Consider the following 19,138-nt stretch of genomic DNA (forward strand, 5'->3'; position numbering starts at 1 on the left):
TGGTCGCCGCTCGTGTGACCCACACCACATCACCACCCCCCCCGACAACCGCTTCGCTTTTGGCCGCCCGGCCCGTTGGGCGTTCAGAGTGATCAGAACCTGCGGTTCTGAGCGATCTCTCTTCACCCGCCTTTACGCATGGGGGCTCCAGGAGCAACTGCTTGCTCCAGCCTTCGCACCGGGTCTGTGCCTCGTCGGAAATGTTGCCGTCGCGGCGGGATTCGCGACGTGCTGCGCTTGTGCGCCCGTACGGCGCGACGATAATGCGCGTCCGGGCCGCGCTATCGCGCGGCCATCCCGAGCAGTCCTTCCGCATGAGTTTGAGTTCCGAACAATATGCCGTCGCCCTGGCAGACCTGCGGCGCGGCATAGGCCAGGGCCAGCTGGGACCCGCCCTGCAGCAGTTTCTCGGCCGCCTCGAAGCCGGCAAGGCCGGCATCCAGCAATGGATCAGCAGCGCCGAAGATCTGCTGCGCGGTGGCCAGGCGGTGCCGGCCGGGCTGCTGCTCGAAGCGGGACTCAACCGCTGGGCGAGGGCGACGACACTGCGTTACCTCTACGGTGTCGCGCTGCGCCTGAGCGGGCATCTGCGTGAAGCCGAACAGATGTTCCGCGAGGTCATCGCGGCCGAACCCAGTCACGCCGACGCGCCGCTCGCGCTGGCCTTCATGCTGCGCGAGCAGGGCCGTCTCGGCGCGGCGAGCGAAACCGTGCTGGGGCTGTGGCAGCGCCATGCGCGCACGCGCATGGGGGATGCGCGCACCTTGCGTTTCCTGCAGGAATGCCAGCGCCACGCGCAGGCCGAGGAAATCTCGCAACCCATCCTCGACGCTCATCCGCGCGATGCGGAGCTGCTGTCCATGACCGGCGAGATCTCGCTGGTGCTGGGCCGCTTCGGCTCGGCGCGACGTCGCTTGCGCCTGGCGGTGGAACTCGATCCGCGCCAGGCTTCGGCCTGGCTTCGCCTGGCCCACACGCACAAGTTCTCGCGCCTGGACGATCCGGACCTGCAACTGCTCGAAGAAGCACAGCAGCGCAGCGATCTCGGCGACGCGGCCTCGCTCTGCGCCGCGTTCGGTCTCGGCAAGGCCTGGGATGACCTGGGCGACAAGGCGCATGCGGTAGACGTGCTGCGCAAGGCCAACGAGCGCTGCCGCGCGCAGTTTCCGTGGGACTCGCGGGGCTGGCATCGCTTCGTCGAGATGCAGACGCGCACCCGCGTGCCGCTGCCACTGCCGGCGGACGACCGTCTCGTGCCGGTGTTCATCGTCGGCCTGCCGCGCTCGGGCACCACGCTCGTCGCGAGCCAGTTGGCCAAGCATCCGGACGTCTGCAACCGCAGTGAATTGAACTGGATCGCCGCACTGGCGGCGCAACTCGGTCCGTCACCGGGGGCCGGCGCGCTCGCGACCGCGGCGCACCTGTATCGCAGCCAGCTGCGTCAGGACGAGCCGCCGGTGCGCTGCTACGTCGACAAGAACCCGCTGAATTTCCGCCACCTCGGCCTGATCGCGGCGATGTTCCCGAACGCGCGCATCATCCATTGCCGGCGCGACCTGCGTGATACCGCGCTGTCGCTGTGGAGCCAGCATTTCGCCCACGACGACATGAACTGGGCCTACGACTTCGGCGACATCGGCGCCTACGCGCGCGGCTACCAGACGCTGATGGAGCACTGGCGCAAGGTGTTGCCGCTGCGCGTGCTGGAACTCGATTATGAAAGCCTCGTCGGCAACACCGCGGCCAACATGAAACGGCTGTTCACCTTCCTCGGATTGTTGGCGCCTCCTGCGGAAAAGATTCCGGCATCGGCGGAAAAGCCTGCGCGCAGCGCCGATGCACCGCGCGACGCGATCGCGACGGCCAGCGTATGGCAGGCGCGCCAGGGCGTCTACGCAAGTTCGGTCGGGCGCTGGAAAGCGTACGCGGAGCTGCTGCCGGAGATGGAAAGGCTCGCGCGGTAAGTGCGAGCCTGCCGTGACCGAAGGATCAGCCTGGCGGCCCGGAGATCGTCAATGTGTAGCTGCGGCAGACCTGAGTTTTCGAACCGCGCGCTTGCTGCGCATCCACGACTATCCAGATGTTGGTCCGTGCGGTGCACCCGTCGGGCCGGTTGCGATCCTGCGCGACGACGTTCGGCGCAAGCGCGCCGAGAGCGGCACACAAAAACATGCGTGACGATCGAATCACGAGGCTTCCCTGGCAGCGTCGTTGATACGACGGGACGCGTCGATGCCGATTTTCGTGCCAGGGAACAGATTGGTCGTTCCTGAAGAGCGATTTTTCCCGATCCGAAAAAGACCCTACCTGTGCCAGCACCAGTGCCAGGGCTCGTAGGCAATGCGGTGCGGATTGCCGCGTGGAAACGACAGCGCAAACCCGAATGCTGCCGCATGGTGTGCAAGCCAGCGGAATGCCGGCGACTGCTCGAATTCCTCTTCCAGCGCGGCGAAGCCCGGCGTCGTGATATCGACGGCGCGGCCGGAATGATGTTCGCTGTAGCCGGGCGCGGCGCTGACGGCAAGGATCTGCGCCATGTCGAGACCGCGCGCCATCTTGCGCTCGATGAGACCTACCTGGTACTCGACCGAACGGAACGCCGAAACCAGTTGCAACTCGACCTGTCCCGCCGCAGCGGCCTGGCGCATGCGCAGCCAGGCCGCTGCGGCGCGTGGCGTGAGCCACTGCGGACGCTCGTGGATATCGAAACCGACGAAGCGCAGTGCGCGCGGTTCGGCGATCTGGCGCAGCCGGCGTTCTCGGCCGTAGTCGGGCGGGATGCCGAGGTCGCGCGCGTGCGCCAGCAGACGTCTACGCTGCTCGCGATCGGCTGTGGCGGGCGGCAGCGGACTGCCGGGGAGTGAAGGCGGGTAGTTCACGGCGGCATTGTCGCAGTCGGCTTTGCCGCGGCGCCAGCCGGACCCCGGCGTTGCCTAGAGGGCGACTGCCAGCGTGGCGACGACGTGGGCAAGACCGTGTGCGCCTATCGCGGCCTCGAGTCCATAGCGCCAATACAGGTAGCCGAACAGAAGTCCCGGCAGGCTGTTGCCCACGACGACGAAGCTGACGACCGGCGCGCTCAGCTCCACGCCGATCGCCATGACTGCCGGCAGGTGTAGTACGCCGAACGCCACAGAGGCGATGAGGGCGGAGGCCCAGACGTAGCGCTGGCGCGGCATTCCCTCGCCGCGCTGCAGGAAGCGCCAGGACAGCCAGAGCAGCGCGGTCATGAGCCCCCAGCGCATGAGCGTCTCCTCGGTGACGCCGCCATAGAGAATCCTGACGAGCAGGGGAATCTCCAGGCCGCGGCCCGCGTCGACGAGAGCGGCGGGCGTCCAGCGAATCGCCAGCAGCAGAAGTCCGCCTGCGGCGACACCGCCGAGCAGTGCTGGCGCGAGCTGAGGCTTCAGTGCCCGGACGATATCGCCACCCGATGCGGCGGCTTCGAGCGCCGGCGCCGACAGGCCGAGCGGACGCCCGAGTGCGATGCCGAGCCAGACCGCAGCCGCGACGATCAAGGCGTTCTGAACAAGGCTCGCCGCCGCTGCCAGCGGTAGCCCGAGCGGCACGCGCTGCGGCAGTCTCGCGATGACTTGCGGCAGCACTATGACGGTCAGCGCGACGACACCGCTCATAGCCAGTAGCCAGAGCAGGGTTCCGACGCGCAGTGGGCGGTTTTCGAGCATGGCGTTGCTGGTTACCCGTCTAACGCACCGGCGAGAAACCGGCGTGGGTTCGTGGGTGTTCCGATTTCAGTCGGATTTCTTGGCTTCGCCGCCCGCGGCGCCCTTGAGGCGCCCACTCTTGCGCAGCGCTTCGCGCAGCACGTATTCGATCTGCGCGTTGAGCGAGCGCAGTTCGTCGTCCGCCCAGGCCTGCACGGCTTCGAGCACGACGGCGTTGATGCGCAACGGAAAGGCTTTCTTCTCGCTCACGGCGGCGGTCAGTGGTGCAGGGTGCCGGCGTTGACGACCGGCTGGGTGCCGCGTTCGCCGCAGAGCACGACCAGCAGGTTCGACACCATCGCCGCCTTGCGCTCCTCGTCAAGATTGACCACGCCGCGCACGCTGAGCTGCTCCAGCGCCATTTCCACCATGCTGACCGCGCCTTCGACGATGCGCGTACGCGCGGCGATGATCGCGCCGGCCTGCTGGCGCTGCAGCATGGCCTGGGCGATTTCCTGGGCGTAGGCCAGATGCGTGATACGCGCTTCGACCACGTTCACGCCGGCCTTGCCGAGGCGTTCCTGGATCTCGTCGCGCAGATGCTGGTTCACTTCCTTGCCGTGGCTGCGCAGGCTCGGCGCGCCGGTATCGTGCGAGTCGTAGGGATAGCTCGTTGCCATCTCGCGCAGGGCCGACTCGGACTGTATTTGTACAAAATTCTCATAATCCTCGACCTGGAACACCGCTTCGGCCGTGTCGACGACCTGCCAGACCACGACAGCGGCGATCTCGATCGGATTGCCGTCGTTGTCGTTGACCTTGAGGCGGGACGACTCGAAGTTGCGTACGCGCAGCGACAACATGCGCTTGGCGTAGAACGGATTGGTCCAGCGCAGGCCGGGATGGCGCACGGTGCCGGAATAGCGGCCGAACAACTGCATGACCTTGCCCTGGTTCGGGTGCACCTGGAAAAAGCCTTTGGACAGGAAAATCAACAGCCCGAACAGCAGCATCCCGGCCAGTGGACCGGCCGGATCGCGCGACGAGGCGCCGTCGACAAAGACGAAGACCGCCCCGACGAAGCCGGCCAGCAGCGCGAGCAGGAAAGGGATTCCGGGAAGGGACCAGGCGGTGGTTTCGTTCATGACGGGGCTCCTGAGGTGTGGCGGAAAGATATCAATTTGATATCAGTCTGCCAAGAAGGAATCCACTGCTGCCGTGCGAAACCACCGTCCCCGCCGGTCCGTCGTCGACGCCTGTTCACTCGCGCGGGCCTTCCGCGATACTCGCGCGATTGACAACCGGAGCGAACGCGTGCAGCAGGAAATCCAGGCGGATGATTCGGTCTGGCGCGACGGGCGTGACTTGTCGCTGCCACCGCTACGCGGCGAGCGGCGTGCCGGGGTCTGTGTCGTCGGCCTGGGTGGCAGCGGACTCAGTGCGATCGAGGAGCTGCACGCGGCCGGCGTCGACGTGATCGGCATCGACGCGGGTCGCGTCGCCGCCGGTGCGGCCGGTGCGAACGGCGGTTTCCTGCTCGCGGGTCTGGCCCAGTTCCATCACGACGCGGTCGCGCGTTTCGGCCGCGAACGCGCGCTGGGCATCTACACCCTGACGCGACGCGAACTCGATGCGCGCTTTGCGGAGCCGGATTCGAGCTGTCGCCGCACCGGTTCGCTGCGCATCGCCGCCAGCGCCGAGGAAGAAGCGGATTGTTTGCGGCAGATCGAGGCGATGCAGCGCGACGGCCTCGCCGCCGAGCCCTATCTCGGTGCTGAGGGTCGCGGCGTGCTGATTCCCGACGACGGCGTTTTCGATCCCGCACTGCACTGGGGTGCACTGGCCGCGCGTCTGCGAGGCGGCGGCGTGGCCCTGTACGGTGACACGCCGGTACGGCGCGTCGAGGCGGGCCGCGTCGATGCGGCGCACGGCCGTGTGCATGCCGAATGCGTGCTCGTTGCGGTCGACGGCGGCCTGGAAACCCTGTTGCCGCAGCTCGCTGGCGACGTGCGCTCGGCGCGGCTGCAAATGCTTGCGACCGCGCGCGCGTGCGAACTCAGGTTGACGCGCCCGGTGTACTACCGCGACGGCCACGATTACTGGCAGCAGTTCGTCGACGGCCGCGTCGTGCTAGGCGGCGGCCGCGATATCGGCGGCGACGCCGAATGGCGACACGATGGCGGCGTCTCGTCGCGCGTACAGGCGCATCTGGAACACCTGCTGCGCGACACCCTGGGCACGCGCGCGGCGATCACGCACCGCTGGTCGGCGCAGGTCGCGTTCACGACCCGCGGCTTGCCGCAGTTCGGCGCGCTGTCACCGCAGCTATTCGTCACCGGCGCGTACAACGGTACCGGCAATATCTTCGGCGCCCTCTGCGGGCGTGCGCTGGCGCAGCAGGTACTCGGGCGGCGCAGCGAACTTGCCGAGTGGCTGGCCTGAACCGTCTGCGCCCCCGGAAACGCAGGCGGAGTCGCTAAGGCGTCGTGGGTATCGGCGGCAGATCGAGCCGCAGCAACGGCGCCGGCCAGCGTTCGCCGCTGACGAAAACGCGCGCACCCGTGGCATCGATCGCGATCGCTTCGGCCTGGGCCAACAATCCGAAAGGAAACACCTGCGGCGTGCGGCCGAGCGCCTGCGTCCAGCGCTCGCCGTCGGCGCGGCGATACAGCCAGACCGACGCATACGTGAGCACCGCTGCGCTGCGGCCGTCGCGGCTGATCGCAAAACCCGTAGGGCGACCGGGCTGCAGGCGGCGCTCAAAATTCACCGCCGGCACCGCTTCCTGCGGCACGGCGAGACTGCCGACGGGCTGAGCAACGAGATCGGTGCGGTTGCCCGGACGCAGCGGCAGCGACCAGATCTGCGGCGGCGACGTGCGCTTGGTCAGCAGCAGTACGGTTTCGCTCAGCGCGTCGATGGCGACGGCCTCGACGTCGTGCGGCGCGTCGGCGTAGCGGAAGCCGATGCGCCAGGCTGGCGAGGCGGTCAGCGGCTTTTCGCCGCCGCCGTCATCGAACGCCGGTTCTTCGACGATGAGAAGTTCACTGCGCTTGCGCACCGCGCCGTTGTCGCCGGTGTCGGCAATCAGCAAGTAGGATTTCCCGTCGAGTTCGAACGCGGCCATGTCTTCCCAGTCGACCGGCTTGCTGCCGCTCAGGACGAGGCGAGCCTGCAGCCGGCCGTCGGTGTCGAGCGCGAACAGCTCCGGCCGCGTGCCCGAGTCGTTGTGCAGCCATAGGCGCTGCGGCGTACGCGTCGACAGCGCCATGCCGCTGATTTCGCCAAGACGTGCATCGCGCAACAGGGCGGCGATCTGCGGCACGACGTCGGCGCTCGCGACGCTCGTGGCGAGCAGCGCACCCAGCAGCGCAGGCCCGCGCATCAGTGCACCGGCACCGCTTCGACCTTGTCGAGCTTCAGATTGCCGAGCGTGCCGACACCGGAGAAAAAGCGCCACGGATCGCCGTCGCCGACGCCGAGCGCGATATGGCCGCTGTCGAATTGGCCCAGTGCCGCGTCGAAGCTCTGCCAGCGCCCGTCGACCCAGGCCTGCACCCAGGCATGCGGTACGAATACGCGTTCGGCGCCGCCGAAGGATTCGACGAAGGCGAGGCCGGTGGCGATGCGCGTCGGAATGCCGCGCGCGCGGCCCAGCGCGGCCAGCAGCAGCGCGTGTTCGGTACAGTCGCCTTGGCGTGTCTTCGCGGTTTCCAGCGCCGAGGCATAGCCGACGCTGAGGCTTTTCTTGTCGATGTAGCCGAACACGAATTTCTCGAGATCGCGCATGCGCTCGCCGGCACTCCGTTCGCCGGGCGAGGCTTCGTTGGCGAGCCGCACGATCTCGCTCGCGCCGGACTGCAGCCAGGCATTGGGCTGGCTGTCGGCGGCGACGGGCGGCTCCTCGCTGCCGGCGCGTGCCTGTGGCGACACGGTCACGACGCTGCTTGCGCCGCTGCGCACGACCTGCTGTTCGCCGGTGACGGGGAAACTCGGTGCAGGGCCGCGGTCGCGCGCACTCAGGCGATAGCGCAGCGGCTTGGCCAGTTCGCCGCGCTGCAAGGTGCGCGGTGCCGGCACCAGCGCCTGCTGCAGGCTGTCGCCGGGCTGGTTGGGCGCCAGTGCGCAGGCCTTGTCGCAGGCCAGCACTTCGAGCTTGAGACCGAGCTGCGCCATCGTCACCTTGTGCACGGAGTAGTCGTGGTCCATCCAGTCCGTGCTGGCCAGGGGCAGGCCCGGCAGCTTCAGTTCGCGTTCGACGCGGACCAGCTGGCGCCGGCCGCCGGGCAGGTCGACGTATTCGGCCGGCTTGACCGTCGTCGTCAGCGGGAAGGCATCAAGGTTGAGCGCCTGGAACGCGAGGCTGTCGTAGCGCGTGCCGGCCTCGAGGCCGTGTTCGATCGCGGCGAGGCGCAGGCCTTCACTGAACAGCGCGCCCGCCGGCCAGGTCGCGGTCTTGCTCTGGCTCTGGCCGCCGACGCTGCTGGTCACGCGGATGCCGCCTTGTGCGTCGATCGTGCCTTCGCTGGTGGATTCCACACCCGACATGCGCGAGCGCGTACGGAACGCAAGCGGCTTGCCGGTCGTGGTTTCCTCGTGTGTCTCGCCGACTTCGAGCGCGATCGTGATGCCGGCGCGTTCGATGCTGAGGTTCATTTCCTGCGTCGTGACCACGCGGTCGGCGAGAACCTCGCGCCGGTTCAGCATGTGGCCGATCTTGCGTCCGTCGAGCGTGACGCTCATCCAGGTTTCTTCGGGCGCGGCCTGCGCGGTGGCGCAGACGAGGAGCAGGCAGGTGAGCAGGAATCGAGGCATGGGAAGTCTGGGCCGAGAGAGCAGCGGCAAGAATAACCGCCGCGCAGCAAGGATAGTTCCGCGACGCGGGCAGGCGGCGGTGACCGGCGGGATGGCGCGGCAGTTCCCTTACAATCGCGGTCTTTTGCGGAGCACGGCATGAAACCTTTCGGCACTCCCGGCTCGCCCCGCACCTTGCGTCTGCTGCTGCTGGGTTCTGGCGAGCTCGGCAAGGAAGTGGCGATCGAAGCGCAGCGCTACGCGGTGGAAGTCATCGCCGTCGACCGCTACGCCAACGCGCCGGCCATGCAGGTCGCGCATCGCAGCCATGTGATCAACATGCTCGATGCGGGGGAGCTGCGCCGGGTGATCGCGCTGGAACAGCCCGATCTCGTCGTGCCGGAGATCGAGGCGATCCACACGCTGACCCTGATCGAACTCGAGCACGACGGCCTGCATGTGGTGCCGACCGCCCGCGCGGCGTGGCTGACGATGGATCGCGAAGGCATCCGCCGGCTCGCCGCGGAAACGCTGGGCCTGCCGACATCGCCGTACCGCTTCTGCGATACCGAAGCCGAATACCGCGAGGCCGTGCGGCTGCTCGGCCTCCCGTGCGTGATCAAGCCGGTCATGAGTTCCTCGGGCAAGGGCCAGAGCGTGATCCGCAGCGACGCGGACATCACCGGTGCCTGGGACTACGCCCAGAGCGGCGGCCGTGCCGGCCAGGGCCGCGTCATCGTCGAGGGCTTCGTCGCGTTCGACTACGAAATCACCTTGCTCACCGTGCGCCATCGCGACGGCACGAGCTTCTGCGCGCCGATCGGCCATCTGCAGATCGACGGCGACTATCGCGAATCGTGGCAGCCGCAACCGATGTCGGCGCTGGCGCTGGCGCGCGCGCAGGACATCGCGGCAGCAGTGACCGGCAACCTCGGCGGTCATGGCGTGTTCGGCGTGGAGCTGTTCGTGCGCGGCGACGAGGTGATCTTTTCCGAGGTCAGCCCGCGCCCGCACGATACCGGGCTCGTCACGCTGATCGCGCAGGAACTCTCGCAGTTCGCGCTGCATGTGCGCGCCATTCTCGGCCTGCCGATTCCGAACATCCGCCAGCTCGGGCCGTCGGCGTCGTGCGCCGTGCTCGTCGAAGGCGAAGGCACGGCGCTGACCTATCACGGCGTCGCCGACGCGCTGGCCGAACCCGATACGATGCTGCGCCTGTTCGGCAAGCCCGAGGTGCGCGGACGCCGGCGCATGGCGGTAACGTTGGCGCGCGCCGACGACGTCGATGGCGCGCGCGCGAAGGCGCGGGCCGCGGCGGCGTGCATCACGGTCGAGGTGAACGGCGGTCAGGAATCGGAGGAGAGCAGAGAACGAGCGAACTGACTTTTGTCATCACTCGTTTCTCACTACCACTACTCGTTACTCAGGAGGGCGCGTGCAAACGAATCTTGCCGGATGGGTGCTGGGCACCATCGAGTTCATGGCCGCGCTGTTCCTGCTCGTGGTCGGCACGCTCGTGCTCACGACGCTGGTCTTCTTCATCGTCGACCGCAATCAGACGCGCAGCGCGGTGCTGCGCAACTACCCGGTCATCGGTCGCTTCCGCTACTGGTTCGAGCACCTCGGCGAGTTCTTCCGCCAGTACTTCTTCGCCATGGACCGCGAGGAGCTGCCGTTCAACCGCGCCCAGCGCACCTGGGTCTACCGCGCGGCCGAGAATGTCGACAACACCCGCGCGTTCGGCTCGACGCGCGACCTGCGTCCCGAAGGCACGGTGTTCTTCATCAATACCGCGTTCCCGACGCTGGATGAGGACGCGGTCGCGCCCAAGCCGCTGCTGATCGGTCCGTATGCGCGCGAACCCTATGCGCATGCGGCCTTCTTCAATGTCTCGGCCATGAGCTTCGGCGCGATCTCCGCGCCGGCCGTGCGCGCACTCACGCGCGGCGCGCACAAGGCCGGAGTCTGGGTCGACACGGGCGAGGGCGGTTTGTCGCCGTATCACCTCGAAGGCGGCTGCACCCTGGTGTTCGAGATCGGCACGGCCAAATATGGTGTACGCGACGCCGACGGACGCCTCGACGACGACAAGCTGCGCGCGATCGCCGCGCATCCACAAGTGAAGATGTTCAATCTGAAGCTCGGCCAGGGCGCCAAGCCCGGCAAGGGCGGCGTGCTGCCCGGCGCCAAGGTCACGCCGGAAATCGCCGCAATCCGCGGTATCCCGGTCGGCACCGATTCGATCAGCCCGAACCGGCATCCCGAAGTCGACAACGTCGGCGAACTGCTCGACCTGATCGGCCACATCCGCGACGTGACCGGCAAGCCCACGGGCTTCAAGGCTCCGCTCGGCGATGTCGCCTGGATTGCGGATCTTTGTGCAGAAGTTCACCGGCGAGGCGTTCCGAGCGCGCCGGATTTCATCATCGTCGACGGTTCCGAAGGCGGCACCGGCGCGGCGCCGCAGTCGCTGATGGACGGCGTCGGGCTGCCGCTGCGCGAGGCTTTGCCGTTGCTCGTCGACACCCTGACCCGCGCCGGCCTGCGCGAGCGCATCCGCGTGGTCTGCTCGGGCAAGTGCATCACGCCGTACGAAGTGGCCTGGGCCTTGGCCATGGGCGCGGATTTCGTCAATTCGGCGCGCGGCTTCATGTTCGCGCTAGGCTGCATCCAGGCACTGCAGTGCAACCGCAACACCTGCCCGACCGGCGTGACCACGCACGACGCGCGCCTGCAGCGCGGTCTGGTCGTCACCGACAAGGCCGAGCGTGTCGCGCACTACGCCGCCAATCTGATGTATGAGGTCGGTGTCATCGCCCATGCCTGCGGCGTGCGCGAACCGCGCGAGCTGCGCCGCTGGCATGCGCGCGTGGTCTGCGACGATGGACTGTCGCGCCGGCTCGACGAACTCTATCCGTATGCGGAGCCCTGATTCCGCGCGCGGTCGCTTTGCCGTCCTTCCTCTGGAGCCTGCCCGTGAGTGAAACCTCGTCCTATGCTGTCTTTCTGTTTCCGCAGGCGCTGGAGGCGCTCGGCGAACCGATCAAGCCGTATCTTCTCGACGGTGCTGGAGGTCCGCATATCGTCTGCGCTGAAGTCGATACCTCCGGGCCGCTGTTCGGGATGACCCTGGTAGGCAAGGACCAGAGCGGGATGCCCAGCGAGCTCGAGATCATGATCCCGCACGCGATGATCCGGCTTGTGATGTCGGTGCATAGCGAGCACGGAATCGGATTCGCCTGATGGTTGCTGTGGACTACTGGTAGTTCGCCGACGCGATTCGGCGTTGTGTCACATCGCCGCGCCGTCGATGCGTTCGCCGAGCACGACGATGCGGCTGTACTGCTGGGATGTCATCTCGATGCTGCCATCGGCGTTGCACGCGGCGACGATGCCGGACACCGTCTGACCGTTGAGGAACAAGGTCACGCCGCGCTTGTTCGCGTTGCTGGCTTCGAGCAGTGTCTTGAACGGACCTTTGCAGGTGATGGGCTCCTTCGCGGGTGTCGGCGCGGTGGCGCTACCGGCGGCGCCGACCAGGGCGAGGCTGCAGACGGCGAGGGAGAGGAAGCGGGACGGCAGTGCGGACATGGCGGTTCCAGTGAAGTTGGTCGTGACTGCACTGCAAAACGTGGCGGGCGTGCCATAGCGAACACGTGATGCGGATTGGGCCTGGGCCATGTCGCTTCGTGCTGCCGGTTTCGGTCGGGACGCGCTGTCTAGACCGCCACGGAAGACCGCTATCAGGCGGGCTGCGTCGCCTCGAACCCGATCCAGCTTCCCTGCACGAGCACTTCCAGCGGCTGGAAGCGTCGCTTGTAGTCCATCTTCGGATGCCCGGCGATCCAGTAGCCGAGGTAGAGGTGCGGCAGACCTTCCCGCGCGGCCCATTCGAGCTGCGCCAGGATCGCGAAGGTGCCCAGTCCCCGGGCGGTTTCAGCGGGGTCGTAAAAGGTATACACCGCAGACAGCCCCTGGGCGCAGGCGTCGGTGACAGCGATGCCGAGCAGGCGGCCGTTGCGGCGTATCTCGAGGAAGCGCGTCGGGCTCCATTCGGTGTACAGAAAACGCGAGAAATCCTCGTGCTGCGGGGCATCCATGCCGCCGCCACGGTGGCGGCCGCTCAGATAGCGCTGGTACAGCTCGAAATATTCCTCGCTGTAGCGCGCCGGTTCCACGCGCAATTCCAGGTCGGTATTGCGCGCGCGGCAGCGTCGCTGGCTGCGATCCGGGCGGAATGCGGCGACGTCGACGCGGCAGGGTATGCAGGCGCGGCAGTTGCTGCAGTGCGGGTGATAGACGTGGCCGCCGGCGCGGCGGAAGCCGCGCGCCAGGGCCAGGCCGTAGACGGCGGCGAGATGGGGCGCGCTGGGATCGATGACGAGGTTCTGCGCAGTGCGGTCGCTGTAGTAGCCGCATTCGTGCGGCAGAGTCTGGAACAGTCGGACGACATCGGATTTCATGGTTGCGTCCCGCGGGAGCCGTCGCGGTCGATTCTACGCCGCCGACCGCATCTTGACCGACACATGGCCGCTGGTCTCGAGGATGGCGAACGCGACATCGTTCAGATCGAAGCAGCCTTCGCTGCGCAACGCGCCGCGGAGTTCCTCGATCGACATGCGGTTGCGCTTGAGCTCGTCCTCGAACACATGGCCGTTATGGACCAGCACCACGGGGCGGCCTTCGAGCAGATCCTCGATACGCTGGCTGCGGCTAGAAAGCCAGCCCAGCAGCTGGTTCCAGGCGATCAGTACCACCGCGACGAGTAGCCCGCCGACGAGCGACGTGTCCTCGCCGATCATCGCGTTCTGCACGGCGTTGGAGATGATCAGCAGCAGCAACAGGTCGAACGGCGTCATCTGCCCGGCCTGGCGCTTGCCCGAGAGCCGGAACAGCAGAAACAGCACGAGATACACAAGGCTGCCGCGCAGCAGCAACTCCCACCACGGCTCCGCCAAAGTCCACATGTCTGCACCTTTACGGGAAAGTCATTCCGCGCCGCTCCGCCGCACGCTGTTCTTGGAGCCCCGTTGAGTCAAGGGGGTAGGGCAGCGATGTTTCGGTTGCTGCGCCGTAGGCGAAGCGGAAACATGGTGCCAGGCTCGAGAGCGAAGCTCTCGGCTGCGACAGCGCTCTTCGGAGCCCCCTTGAGTCAAGGGGGTGATGAGTGATCGCTCAGAACCGCAGGTTCTGATCACTCTGAACGCCCAACGGGCCGGACCGGCCAACGCGTAGCGTTGGCCAGGGTTGTGGAGATCTGGTGTACGGCCCAAGAGCCTCACCATTTTCGGATAGCGTTGTGCAAAACAACGGAGATCTGGTGGTCGGCCCAATTGCCTTAGCGCCCGGGCGTTTTCGCTAATGGGTGGTTATCGGAATGACTTGACGCTGCTGAGGCTCGACCTGCTTGGCCGTGCCGCAGCTGCGTACCGACAGCAGTACCGTGGCCACGGCGACGAGGCTCAGCGCGACCATGCGCATGCGCCCCGCGACAGCGCGGTGGCGCGCTTGGCCGCTCACCGGCTCGCGCGAGGCGGCCAGTTCCTCGGCGTAGCGCACCGGCGGCTCGATGCCGGCTTCGCGCAGCAGTTCGCGCGCGCGCGTCTGGTCGTTGGCGTTGACCACCCAGACCTGCGGCCAGGTGCTCGCGTCGGGACGGTTGGTATAGCTGAAGCGCTTCCACTCGCCGCCCTTGTAGTTGCTGCGGTTGCTGACCGAGGTCTCGATGCCGTGCTCGGTCATCAGCGTGATCACGCGTTCGATGTTTTCCTGGCGCAGCGAGGTATAGATCTGTCTCATGGGATTCCGTGTGGCCGTGCGTCGCAGGACAACGCCGTTGAATTACTTCGTCAGACGAATCAGACCTTCCTGCGCCGTGCTCGCGACAAGCACGCCGTGCCGGTCGTAGATCATGCCGCGCGACAGACCGCGCGCGTTCTGCGCGGTAGGGCTGTCGCAGCTGTACAGCAGCCAGTCGTCGGCGCGGAACGGGCGGTGGAACCATAGCGCGTGGTCGAGGCTGGCCATCTGCACATTGGGCTGGAAGTAGGAGATGCCGTGCGGAAACGTCGCGGTTCCCACGAGGTGGAAATCCGACGCGTAGGCGAGCAGGGTGCGGTGCAGTTCGGGTGTCTCGGGGACGGCGTCGGTCAGGCGGAACCAGACCTGCTGATACGGCGGCCGCTTCGGCGGATTGAACTCGTCGCGCGGATAGACATGGCGGAACTCGAACGGTCCCTTCATGCCGAGCCAGCGCTGCAGCTTGACCGGCACGCGTTCCAGCTGCTCGGGCGGGATCGGCGCCGGTGCGGCCAGATCTTCGGGCTTGGGCACTTCGGGCATGGACAACTGGTGCTCCACGCCGCTTTCCTCGATCTGGAAGCTGACCGAGCAGGTGAAGATCGGCTGGCCGTGCTGGATGGCGACGACGCGGCGGACGGAAAAGCTGCTGCCATCGCGCGTGCGTTCGACCGAATAGACGATCGGGGCGTCGATGTCGCCGGCGCGCAGGAAATACGCATGCAGCGAGTGCGCGTGGCGCGGGGCGTCGACGGTCTTCTGCGCCGCCGACAGGGCCTGGCCGAGTACCTGGCCGCCGAAGACATATTTCGTGCCGATGTCGCGGCTCTGGCCGCGGAACAGGTTGTCTTCGAGGCGTTCCAGCGCCAGCAGGTCGATCAGTTCGTTGACTACAGCGTGGGTCATCGGCGTGCGGCTGGCAGGGGGGCGCGCATTGTACGCGGGCCTCAGGCCGGATCGCGCGGCGGTGGGGCCGCGGCGGGAAATGCGGACGGAAATGCCGCGTCGGGTGCCACCGCGCCGACCGACAGCACGAAGGCCATGGCCTGGTCGACGCTCCAGTCGGTCGCGACCAGGTGTTCGACCGGCACGATTTCCAGATAGCCGCCGGTCGGATTCGGCGTGGTCGGCACGTAGACCGAGGCGAGCTGGCGGCCACCGGCATCCTCGAACACGCGCGTGACGAAGCCGATGGACTTGAGCCCGGCCGAGGGGAAATCGATCAGCACCACGCGCTGCGTGCCGTTGGGCTTGTTCTGCAGCAGCGCCATGAGCTTCTTTGTGCCGCCGTAGATCGAATGCACCAGCGGAATGCGCTCCATCATCGCGTCGAACGCGGCAAACAGGCGCTGGCCGATCACGCGATTGGCGACCAGGCCGATCAGGTACAGGATCAGCAAGGTCGCGACGAAGCTGATCACGGTGATCAACCAGGCTTCCTCGAGCAGTCCGCGCAGTCCCGGGAAGAAGGCACTGAGCCAGCTGAACACGGCGCCGATCAGCGGTGCGCCGAATTGCGCGAGCAGCGAGGCGATGAAGCGGAACACGATGAAGGTGATCCACAGCGGCACCACGGTCAGGATGCCGGTGATCAGGTAGCGCTGGAGATGCAGCGAACGGGGGCGCGGCGCGGGAATGTTCACTGCGTCGCGGCCGTGGTGGCAGTGCCGCCGATTTCCCGCACGAGGCGAAAGCCGATAGTCGTATAGCCCGTGTCCGCATCGCCCGAACCGCGCCGCGTGGCGGCACTGTCATCGGGTCCGTCGCGCCAGGAGGTCCCGCGGAAAACGCGTTCGGCGCATTTGTTCGCAGTGCAGCCGGAGGTCCATTCGCTGGCGTTGCCGACGAGATCGTGCAGGCCGATCGTGCTCGCCTTATAGCGGCCGACCGGCGAGGTATGCGCGCGGCCGTCGGAGCATTTGTGCCGGCTGGCGAGCGTCCAACGAGTGCCCATACTGGCGTCGGCGACGTTGCCCTGTTCGCAGACCGCGCCGCGCGCGAGGCTAGCCGCGGCGTGCTGCCACTCGGCTTCGGTAGGCAGGCGGTAGCGGGCACCCGTCTGGCTGCTGAGCCAGCGCGCGTAGGCGTTGGCGTCATCCCAGCTGACACAGACGACGGGCTCGTCCTCGTCCTGTGCGAAATCCGGATCGCGCCATTCGAGGCTCTTGAGCCGGGACAACGGACGCAGCGGCTCGCGGCAACGTGCCGCGGCCCGGCCGGTGGCACGCACGAAGCGTGCGTATTCGCCCCGCGTGACTTCGGTGCGGCCCAGCTCGAACGCGTGGTCGAGACGCTGGCCGTGGACATCGGTCGGCACCAGCACCAGGGCCGGTTCGAGATCGCTGGACGCGCGTGCCCGCACACCGACCTGGCGTTCGGCCTCCTGCCAGCGCGGCAGCAGGGAAGCCTGGTCCTGGGCCAGCAGTTCGGCGACGGGCTTGAGTGCCGCGATCTGGTCGGAAGAACCGGACTGCTGCGCCGCCTGCAGGCGCTTGTCGAACAGGGCGTGACGGCCGGCCAGGAAACTGGTCCAGGCCGGGCTTTCGCGCAGCTGTGCGCGTTCGGCCAGCAGGCGTGCCTGCTCGTAGTACTCGCGCAGCGCCGGCAGGTCGCCGGACAGCTGCGCCTGATCGGCTCGCTCGCCCAGCGCCGCGAATACCGCGGTCAGGCCTTCGCGCGCGGTTGCGCTGCCGGCGTCGAGCGCGAGCGCGGCGAGAAAGCTTTCGGCCGCATTGTCGCCGGCTGGCGTCACGATGCTGCCCTCGTTGAGCTGCCGGTTCGCGCGGTCGAGCAGGCTGGTCAGGCGCACCGCTGCAGTCGCTGCGGCGGCTTCGGGACTGAGGGTTGCGGCGTCGCCTTCGGCGGCATTGGCCGTTTCCAGGGTTCCAGCCAGCGGCGGCACGGTGACGAAACGCGACTCCGGCGATTGATCGCCTTTCGGCCACAGCAGCATGGTCAGCAACAGCAGGGTGCCGGCGATCGAGGCGACGCCGACCCAGATGCTGGCCGGCCATTCGGCGATGCGCTCGCGCCAGTTATGCGGGGGAAGCGGTTCGCGGCGCTGCTCCAGTCCGCTTTCGACCGCGTCCAGTCCAGCCAGAACTTCCTCGGCGTCGGCGTAGCGCTGGGACGGATCCTTGGACAGGATCCGATCCATGAACGCTTGCCAGGGACGGCGCGTCGGCGGCAGGCGCGGCACCGGCTGTTCGACATGGGCCAGCGCGACCGACAACGCATCCGGCCCGTGGAAGGGCAGGTCGCCGGTCAGCAGTTCATAGGCCATGACGCCGAGGCTGTAGAGGTCGGAGCGGCCATCCAGCGGCTGGCCGCGGGCTTGCTCCGGACTCATGTAGCCGGTCGAGCCCAGCGTGGCGCCTTCGCGCGTGACGCGCACGTCGGCATGGCGCGCCAGCGCGATGCCGAAATCCGCGAGCAGAGGCCGGTCCAGCTTGTCGAACAGCACATTCTCGGGTTTGACGTCGCGATGCACGATGCCGTGCTGGTGGGCATAGCCCAGCGCCTGGGCCAGGCAGCGCAGGATCTCGATGACCCGGCGTTGGTCCTGTGTGTCGCTGCGGCCAGACAGGTCGCCGTTGGGCAGATACGGCAAGGTGTAGTAGAGATGGCCGCTGGACGCGCGGCCGACCTCGTAGATGCCGACGATATGCGGGTGATGCAGCCGTGCGATGGTGCGGGCTTCGTTCTCGAAGCGCTTGATCAGGTCCTCGCTGGGTGCGCGGTCGGCACCGAGTACCTTGATCGCTACTTCCCGTTCCAGCGCAATCTGCACGGCCAGATAGACCGTCGCCATGCCGCCCTGTCCGAGCGTGCGGCTGATGCGGTAACCGGGAATTTCAAACGGAATGCCCGGATCGGTCATCGGCCGCGACTGAGGAAAGTAGGAGCAGCCGGCATTCTATCGGAAGGCATGTATAGGAATGGTTGCGCACGACGGACTTGCGCAACGCCGGCCTGTGGCCGGATTGCGGCCTCGCGCGAACGCTAGCAGAGTCGCAACCATCAGATACATAAGCAAAAAATGGCTTGTCTTGGGCGTGGGCCACGTTTCCTGGCCGCCGCTGGCGCCCTGCGCGGTCGCGTGGCAGGCTAGGGCGGTCATGAATTCAGCGCCTACGCCCGTTCCCACCAGCCGTTCCGAACCGCTTCCGGCCGTCGATGCGCGTGCGGCGCGGCCCGTCGTGGTCGCGCTGATCGGCCTGCCCGGGGCCGGCAAGAGCGTGGTTGCCCGCGCGCTGGCCGATCTGCTGGACTATCGCCGCGTCGATCGCGATGCGATCAGGCATGCCATGTTTCCGCGTTGTGGCTACAGCTTCGTCGAGAAGCGCGCGTCGTTCCGCGGCGTGCTGCTGGCGCTGGAGGTCAATTGCATGCTTGGCGAATCCAGTGTCATCGACGGCTGCACGTTCTCGCGCCGCGCCGATCTGGCCCGCGTCGACCAGGTCATCCGCCCGTACGCCTATACCGCGGTGCCGCTGTTTCTCGACTGTCCGTCCGAGCTGGCGCGCGAGCGCATCGCCCGTGACGTGGCGGAGAATCGCCACCTCGCGCGCGACCGCAATCCCGACGTCGTCGGCGAGGTGCTCGCGCGAATGGAACCGCCGCCGCCGGGTGCGCTCAGCATCGACGCGCGCCTGCCGGCCGTCGAGGTCTGCCGGCTTGCGGTGGAGGCAGTGGCGGCAATCGCCGGCATCGTGCGCTGAGCAGCAGCCGAGGCGCGCCACATCGTTGCCGAGGAATGCCTGTCTACTGGTTCATCGGCGCATTCGATGTTCAGGGCCCCAGCGCCGTGGGGGGGGCGCGGCCCCCCCCCCCCCCCCGACCCGCGCCCCCCGCCCGGCGCGGGGGGGCGCGCCCGCGGG

The 19,138-nt window shown here is 67.4% G+C and carries 19 protein-coding genes; 6 read left to right on the top strand and 13 right to left on the bottom strand.

Going from position 1 to position 19,138, the window contains the following annotated elements; genetic code table 11:
* Positions 1-314 precede the first annotated feature (314 nt).
* Positions 315-1,964, top strand: a complete 1,650-nt coding sequence (locus RUU78_RS15200) for a sulfotransferase (RefSeq protein ID WP_313918062.1) — start codon at positions 315-317, stop codon at positions 1,962-1,964.
* A 339-nt stretch (positions 1,965-2,303) separates the two neighbouring features.
* Here the strand turns inward: RUU78_RS15200 and RUU78_RS15205 are convergent, their stop codons facing one another.
* The 4 genes from RUU78_RS15205 to RUU78_RS15220 all read right to left on the bottom strand — a co-directional run bounded on the left by RUU78_RS15205 (position 2,304) and on the right by RUU78_RS15220 (position 4,810).
* Positions 2,304-2,879 carry a D-alanyl-D-alanine carboxypeptidase family protein gene (locus RUU78_RS15205; protein ID WP_313918064.1) on the bottom strand — a complete coding sequence of 192 codons (576 nt, stop codon included), beginning with the start codon at positions 2,877-2,879 and terminating at the stop codon, positions 2,304-2,306.
* Positions 2,880-2,933: 54 nt separating this feature from the next.
* Positions 2,934-3,686, bottom strand: a complete 753-nt coding sequence (locus tag RUU78_RS15210; RefSeq protein WP_313918065.1) for a CPBP family intramembrane glutamic endopeptidase — start codon at positions 3,684-3,686, stop codon at positions 2,934-2,936.
* 66 nt (positions 3,687-3,752) lie between these two features.
* Entirely contained in the window at positions 3,753-3,935 is a 183-nt protein-coding gene (locus tag RUU78_RS15215; RefSeq protein ID WP_313918067.1) for an Arc family DNA-binding protein, read from the bottom strand.
* A gap of 8 nt (positions 3,936-3,943) precedes the next feature.
* Positions 3,944-4,810: an SPFH domain-containing protein gene (locus RUU78_RS15220; protein WP_313918069.1), complete on the bottom strand. Its 867-nt coding sequence runs from the start codon at positions 4,808-4,810 to the stop codon at positions 3,944-3,946.
* Positions 4,811-4,979: 169 nt separating this feature from the next.
* On the opposite strand from RUU78_RS15220, the gene RUU78_RS15225 reads away from it, so the two are divergent.
* On the top strand, positions 4,980-6,107 hold the full coding sequence (locus RUU78_RS15225; RefSeq protein ID WP_313918071.1) for an FAD-binding oxidoreductase: 1,128 nt from the start codon (positions 4,980-4,982) through the stop codon (positions 6,105-6,107).
* Between the two features lie 34 nt (positions 6,108-6,141).
* Here RUU78_RS15225 and RUU78_RS15230 read toward each other — a convergent pair whose 3' ends face one another.
* Both RUU78_RS15230 and RUU78_RS15235 read right to left on the bottom strand, forming a co-directional pair.
* A complete protein-coding gene (locus tag RUU78_RS15230; protein WP_313918073.1) occupies positions 6,142-7,050 on the bottom strand; it encodes a hypothetical protein in 909 nt (302 codons plus the stop codon).
* A complete protein-coding gene (locus RUU78_RS15235; protein ID WP_313918074.1) occupies positions 7,050-8,480 on the bottom strand; it encodes a transglutaminase-like domain-containing protein in 1,431 nt (476 codons plus the stop codon). The genes RUU78_RS15230 and RUU78_RS15235 overlap by 1 nt, the downstream gene beginning before the upstream one ends.
* 138 nt (positions 8,481-8,618) lie before the next feature.
* Here RUU78_RS15235 and purT point away from each other — a divergent pair, with 138 nt between their 5' ends.
* The 3 genes from purT to RUU78_RS15250 all read left to right on the top strand — a co-directional run bounded on the left by purT (position 8,619) and on the right by RUU78_RS15250 (position 11,702).
* On the top strand, positions 8,619-9,842 hold the full coding sequence (purT, locus tag RUU78_RS15240) for a formate-dependent phosphoribosylglycinamide formyltransferase (RefSeq protein WP_313918076.1): 1,224 nt from the start codon (positions 8,619-8,621) through the stop codon (positions 9,840-9,842).
* Positions 9,843-9,939: 97 nt separating this feature from the next.
* Positions 9,940-11,391, top strand: coding sequence for an FMN-binding glutamate synthase family protein (locus RUU78_RS15245; protein WP_313918127.1), 1,452 nt, complete (start codon positions 9,940-9,942; stop codon positions 11,389-11,391).
* A gap of 44 nt (positions 11,392-11,435) precedes the next feature.
* Positions 11,436-11,702 carry a hypothetical protein gene (locus RUU78_RS15250; protein WP_313918078.1) on the top strand — a complete coding sequence of 89 codons (267 nt, stop codon included), beginning with the start codon at positions 11,436-11,438 and terminating at the stop codon, positions 11,700-11,702.
* Between the two features lie 48 nt (positions 11,703-11,750).
* Here the strand turns inward: RUU78_RS15250 and RUU78_RS15255 are convergent, their stop codons facing one another.
* The 7 genes from RUU78_RS15255 to RUU78_RS15285 form a co-directional block, all read right to left on the bottom strand.
* The gene (locus RUU78_RS15255) at positions 11,751-12,050 is read right to left on the bottom strand and encodes a hypothetical protein (RefSeq protein WP_313918080.1); all 300 of its coding nucleotides are present in this window, start codon (positions 12,048-12,050) and stop codon (positions 11,751-11,753) included.
* 152 nt (positions 12,051-12,202) lie between these two features.
* Positions 12,203-12,922 carry an arginyltransferase gene (locus RUU78_RS15260; protein ID WP_313918082.1) on the bottom strand — a complete coding sequence of 240 codons (720 nt, stop codon included), beginning with the start codon at positions 12,920-12,922 and terminating at the stop codon, positions 12,203-12,205.
* Positions 12,923-12,955: 33 nt separating this feature from the next.
* The gene (locus RUU78_RS15265; RefSeq protein WP_313918084.1) at positions 12,956-13,426 is read right to left on the bottom strand and encodes a YetF domain-containing protein; all 471 of its coding nucleotides are present in this window, start codon (positions 13,424-13,426) and stop codon (positions 12,956-12,958) included.
* 391 nt (positions 13,427-13,817) lie between these two features.
* Entirely contained in the window at positions 13,818-14,258 is a 441-nt protein-coding gene (locus RUU78_RS15270) for a hypothetical protein (protein WP_313918086.1), read from the bottom strand.
* A 42-nt stretch (positions 14,259-14,300) separates the two neighbouring features.
* Positions 14,301-15,164: an acyl-CoA thioesterase II gene (gene tesB, locus RUU78_RS15275; protein ID WP_313918088.1), complete on the bottom strand. Its 864-nt coding sequence runs from the start codon at positions 15,162-15,164 to the stop codon at positions 14,301-14,303.
* A 41-nt stretch (positions 15,165-15,205) separates the two neighbouring features.
* A complete protein-coding gene (locus tag RUU78_RS15280) occupies positions 15,206-15,901 on the bottom strand; it encodes a DUF502 domain-containing protein (RefSeq protein ID WP_313918089.1) in 696 nt (231 codons plus the stop codon).
* Positions 15,898-18,138, bottom strand: a complete 2,241-nt coding sequence (locus RUU78_RS15285) for a bifunctional serine/threonine-protein kinase/formylglycine-generating enzyme family protein (RefSeq protein WP_313918091.1) — start codon at positions 18,136-18,138, stop codon at positions 15,898-15,900. Before RUU78_RS15285 ends, RUU78_RS15280 begins: the two co-directional genes overlap by 4 nt.
* Before the next feature lie 238 nt (positions 18,139-18,376).
* Here RUU78_RS15285 and RUU78_RS15290 point away from each other — a divergent pair, with 238 nt between their 5' ends.
* Positions 18,377-18,979, top strand: a complete 603-nt coding sequence (locus RUU78_RS15290; protein ID WP_313918093.1) for an AAA family ATPase — start codon at positions 18,377-18,379, stop codon at positions 18,977-18,979.
* Positions 18,980-19,138: the final 159 nt, after the last annotated feature.

The organism is Tahibacter sp. (assembly GCF_032229445.1).
Lineage (GTDB): Bacteria > Pseudomonadota > Gammaproteobacteria > Xanthomonadales > Rhodanobacteraceae > Tahibacter.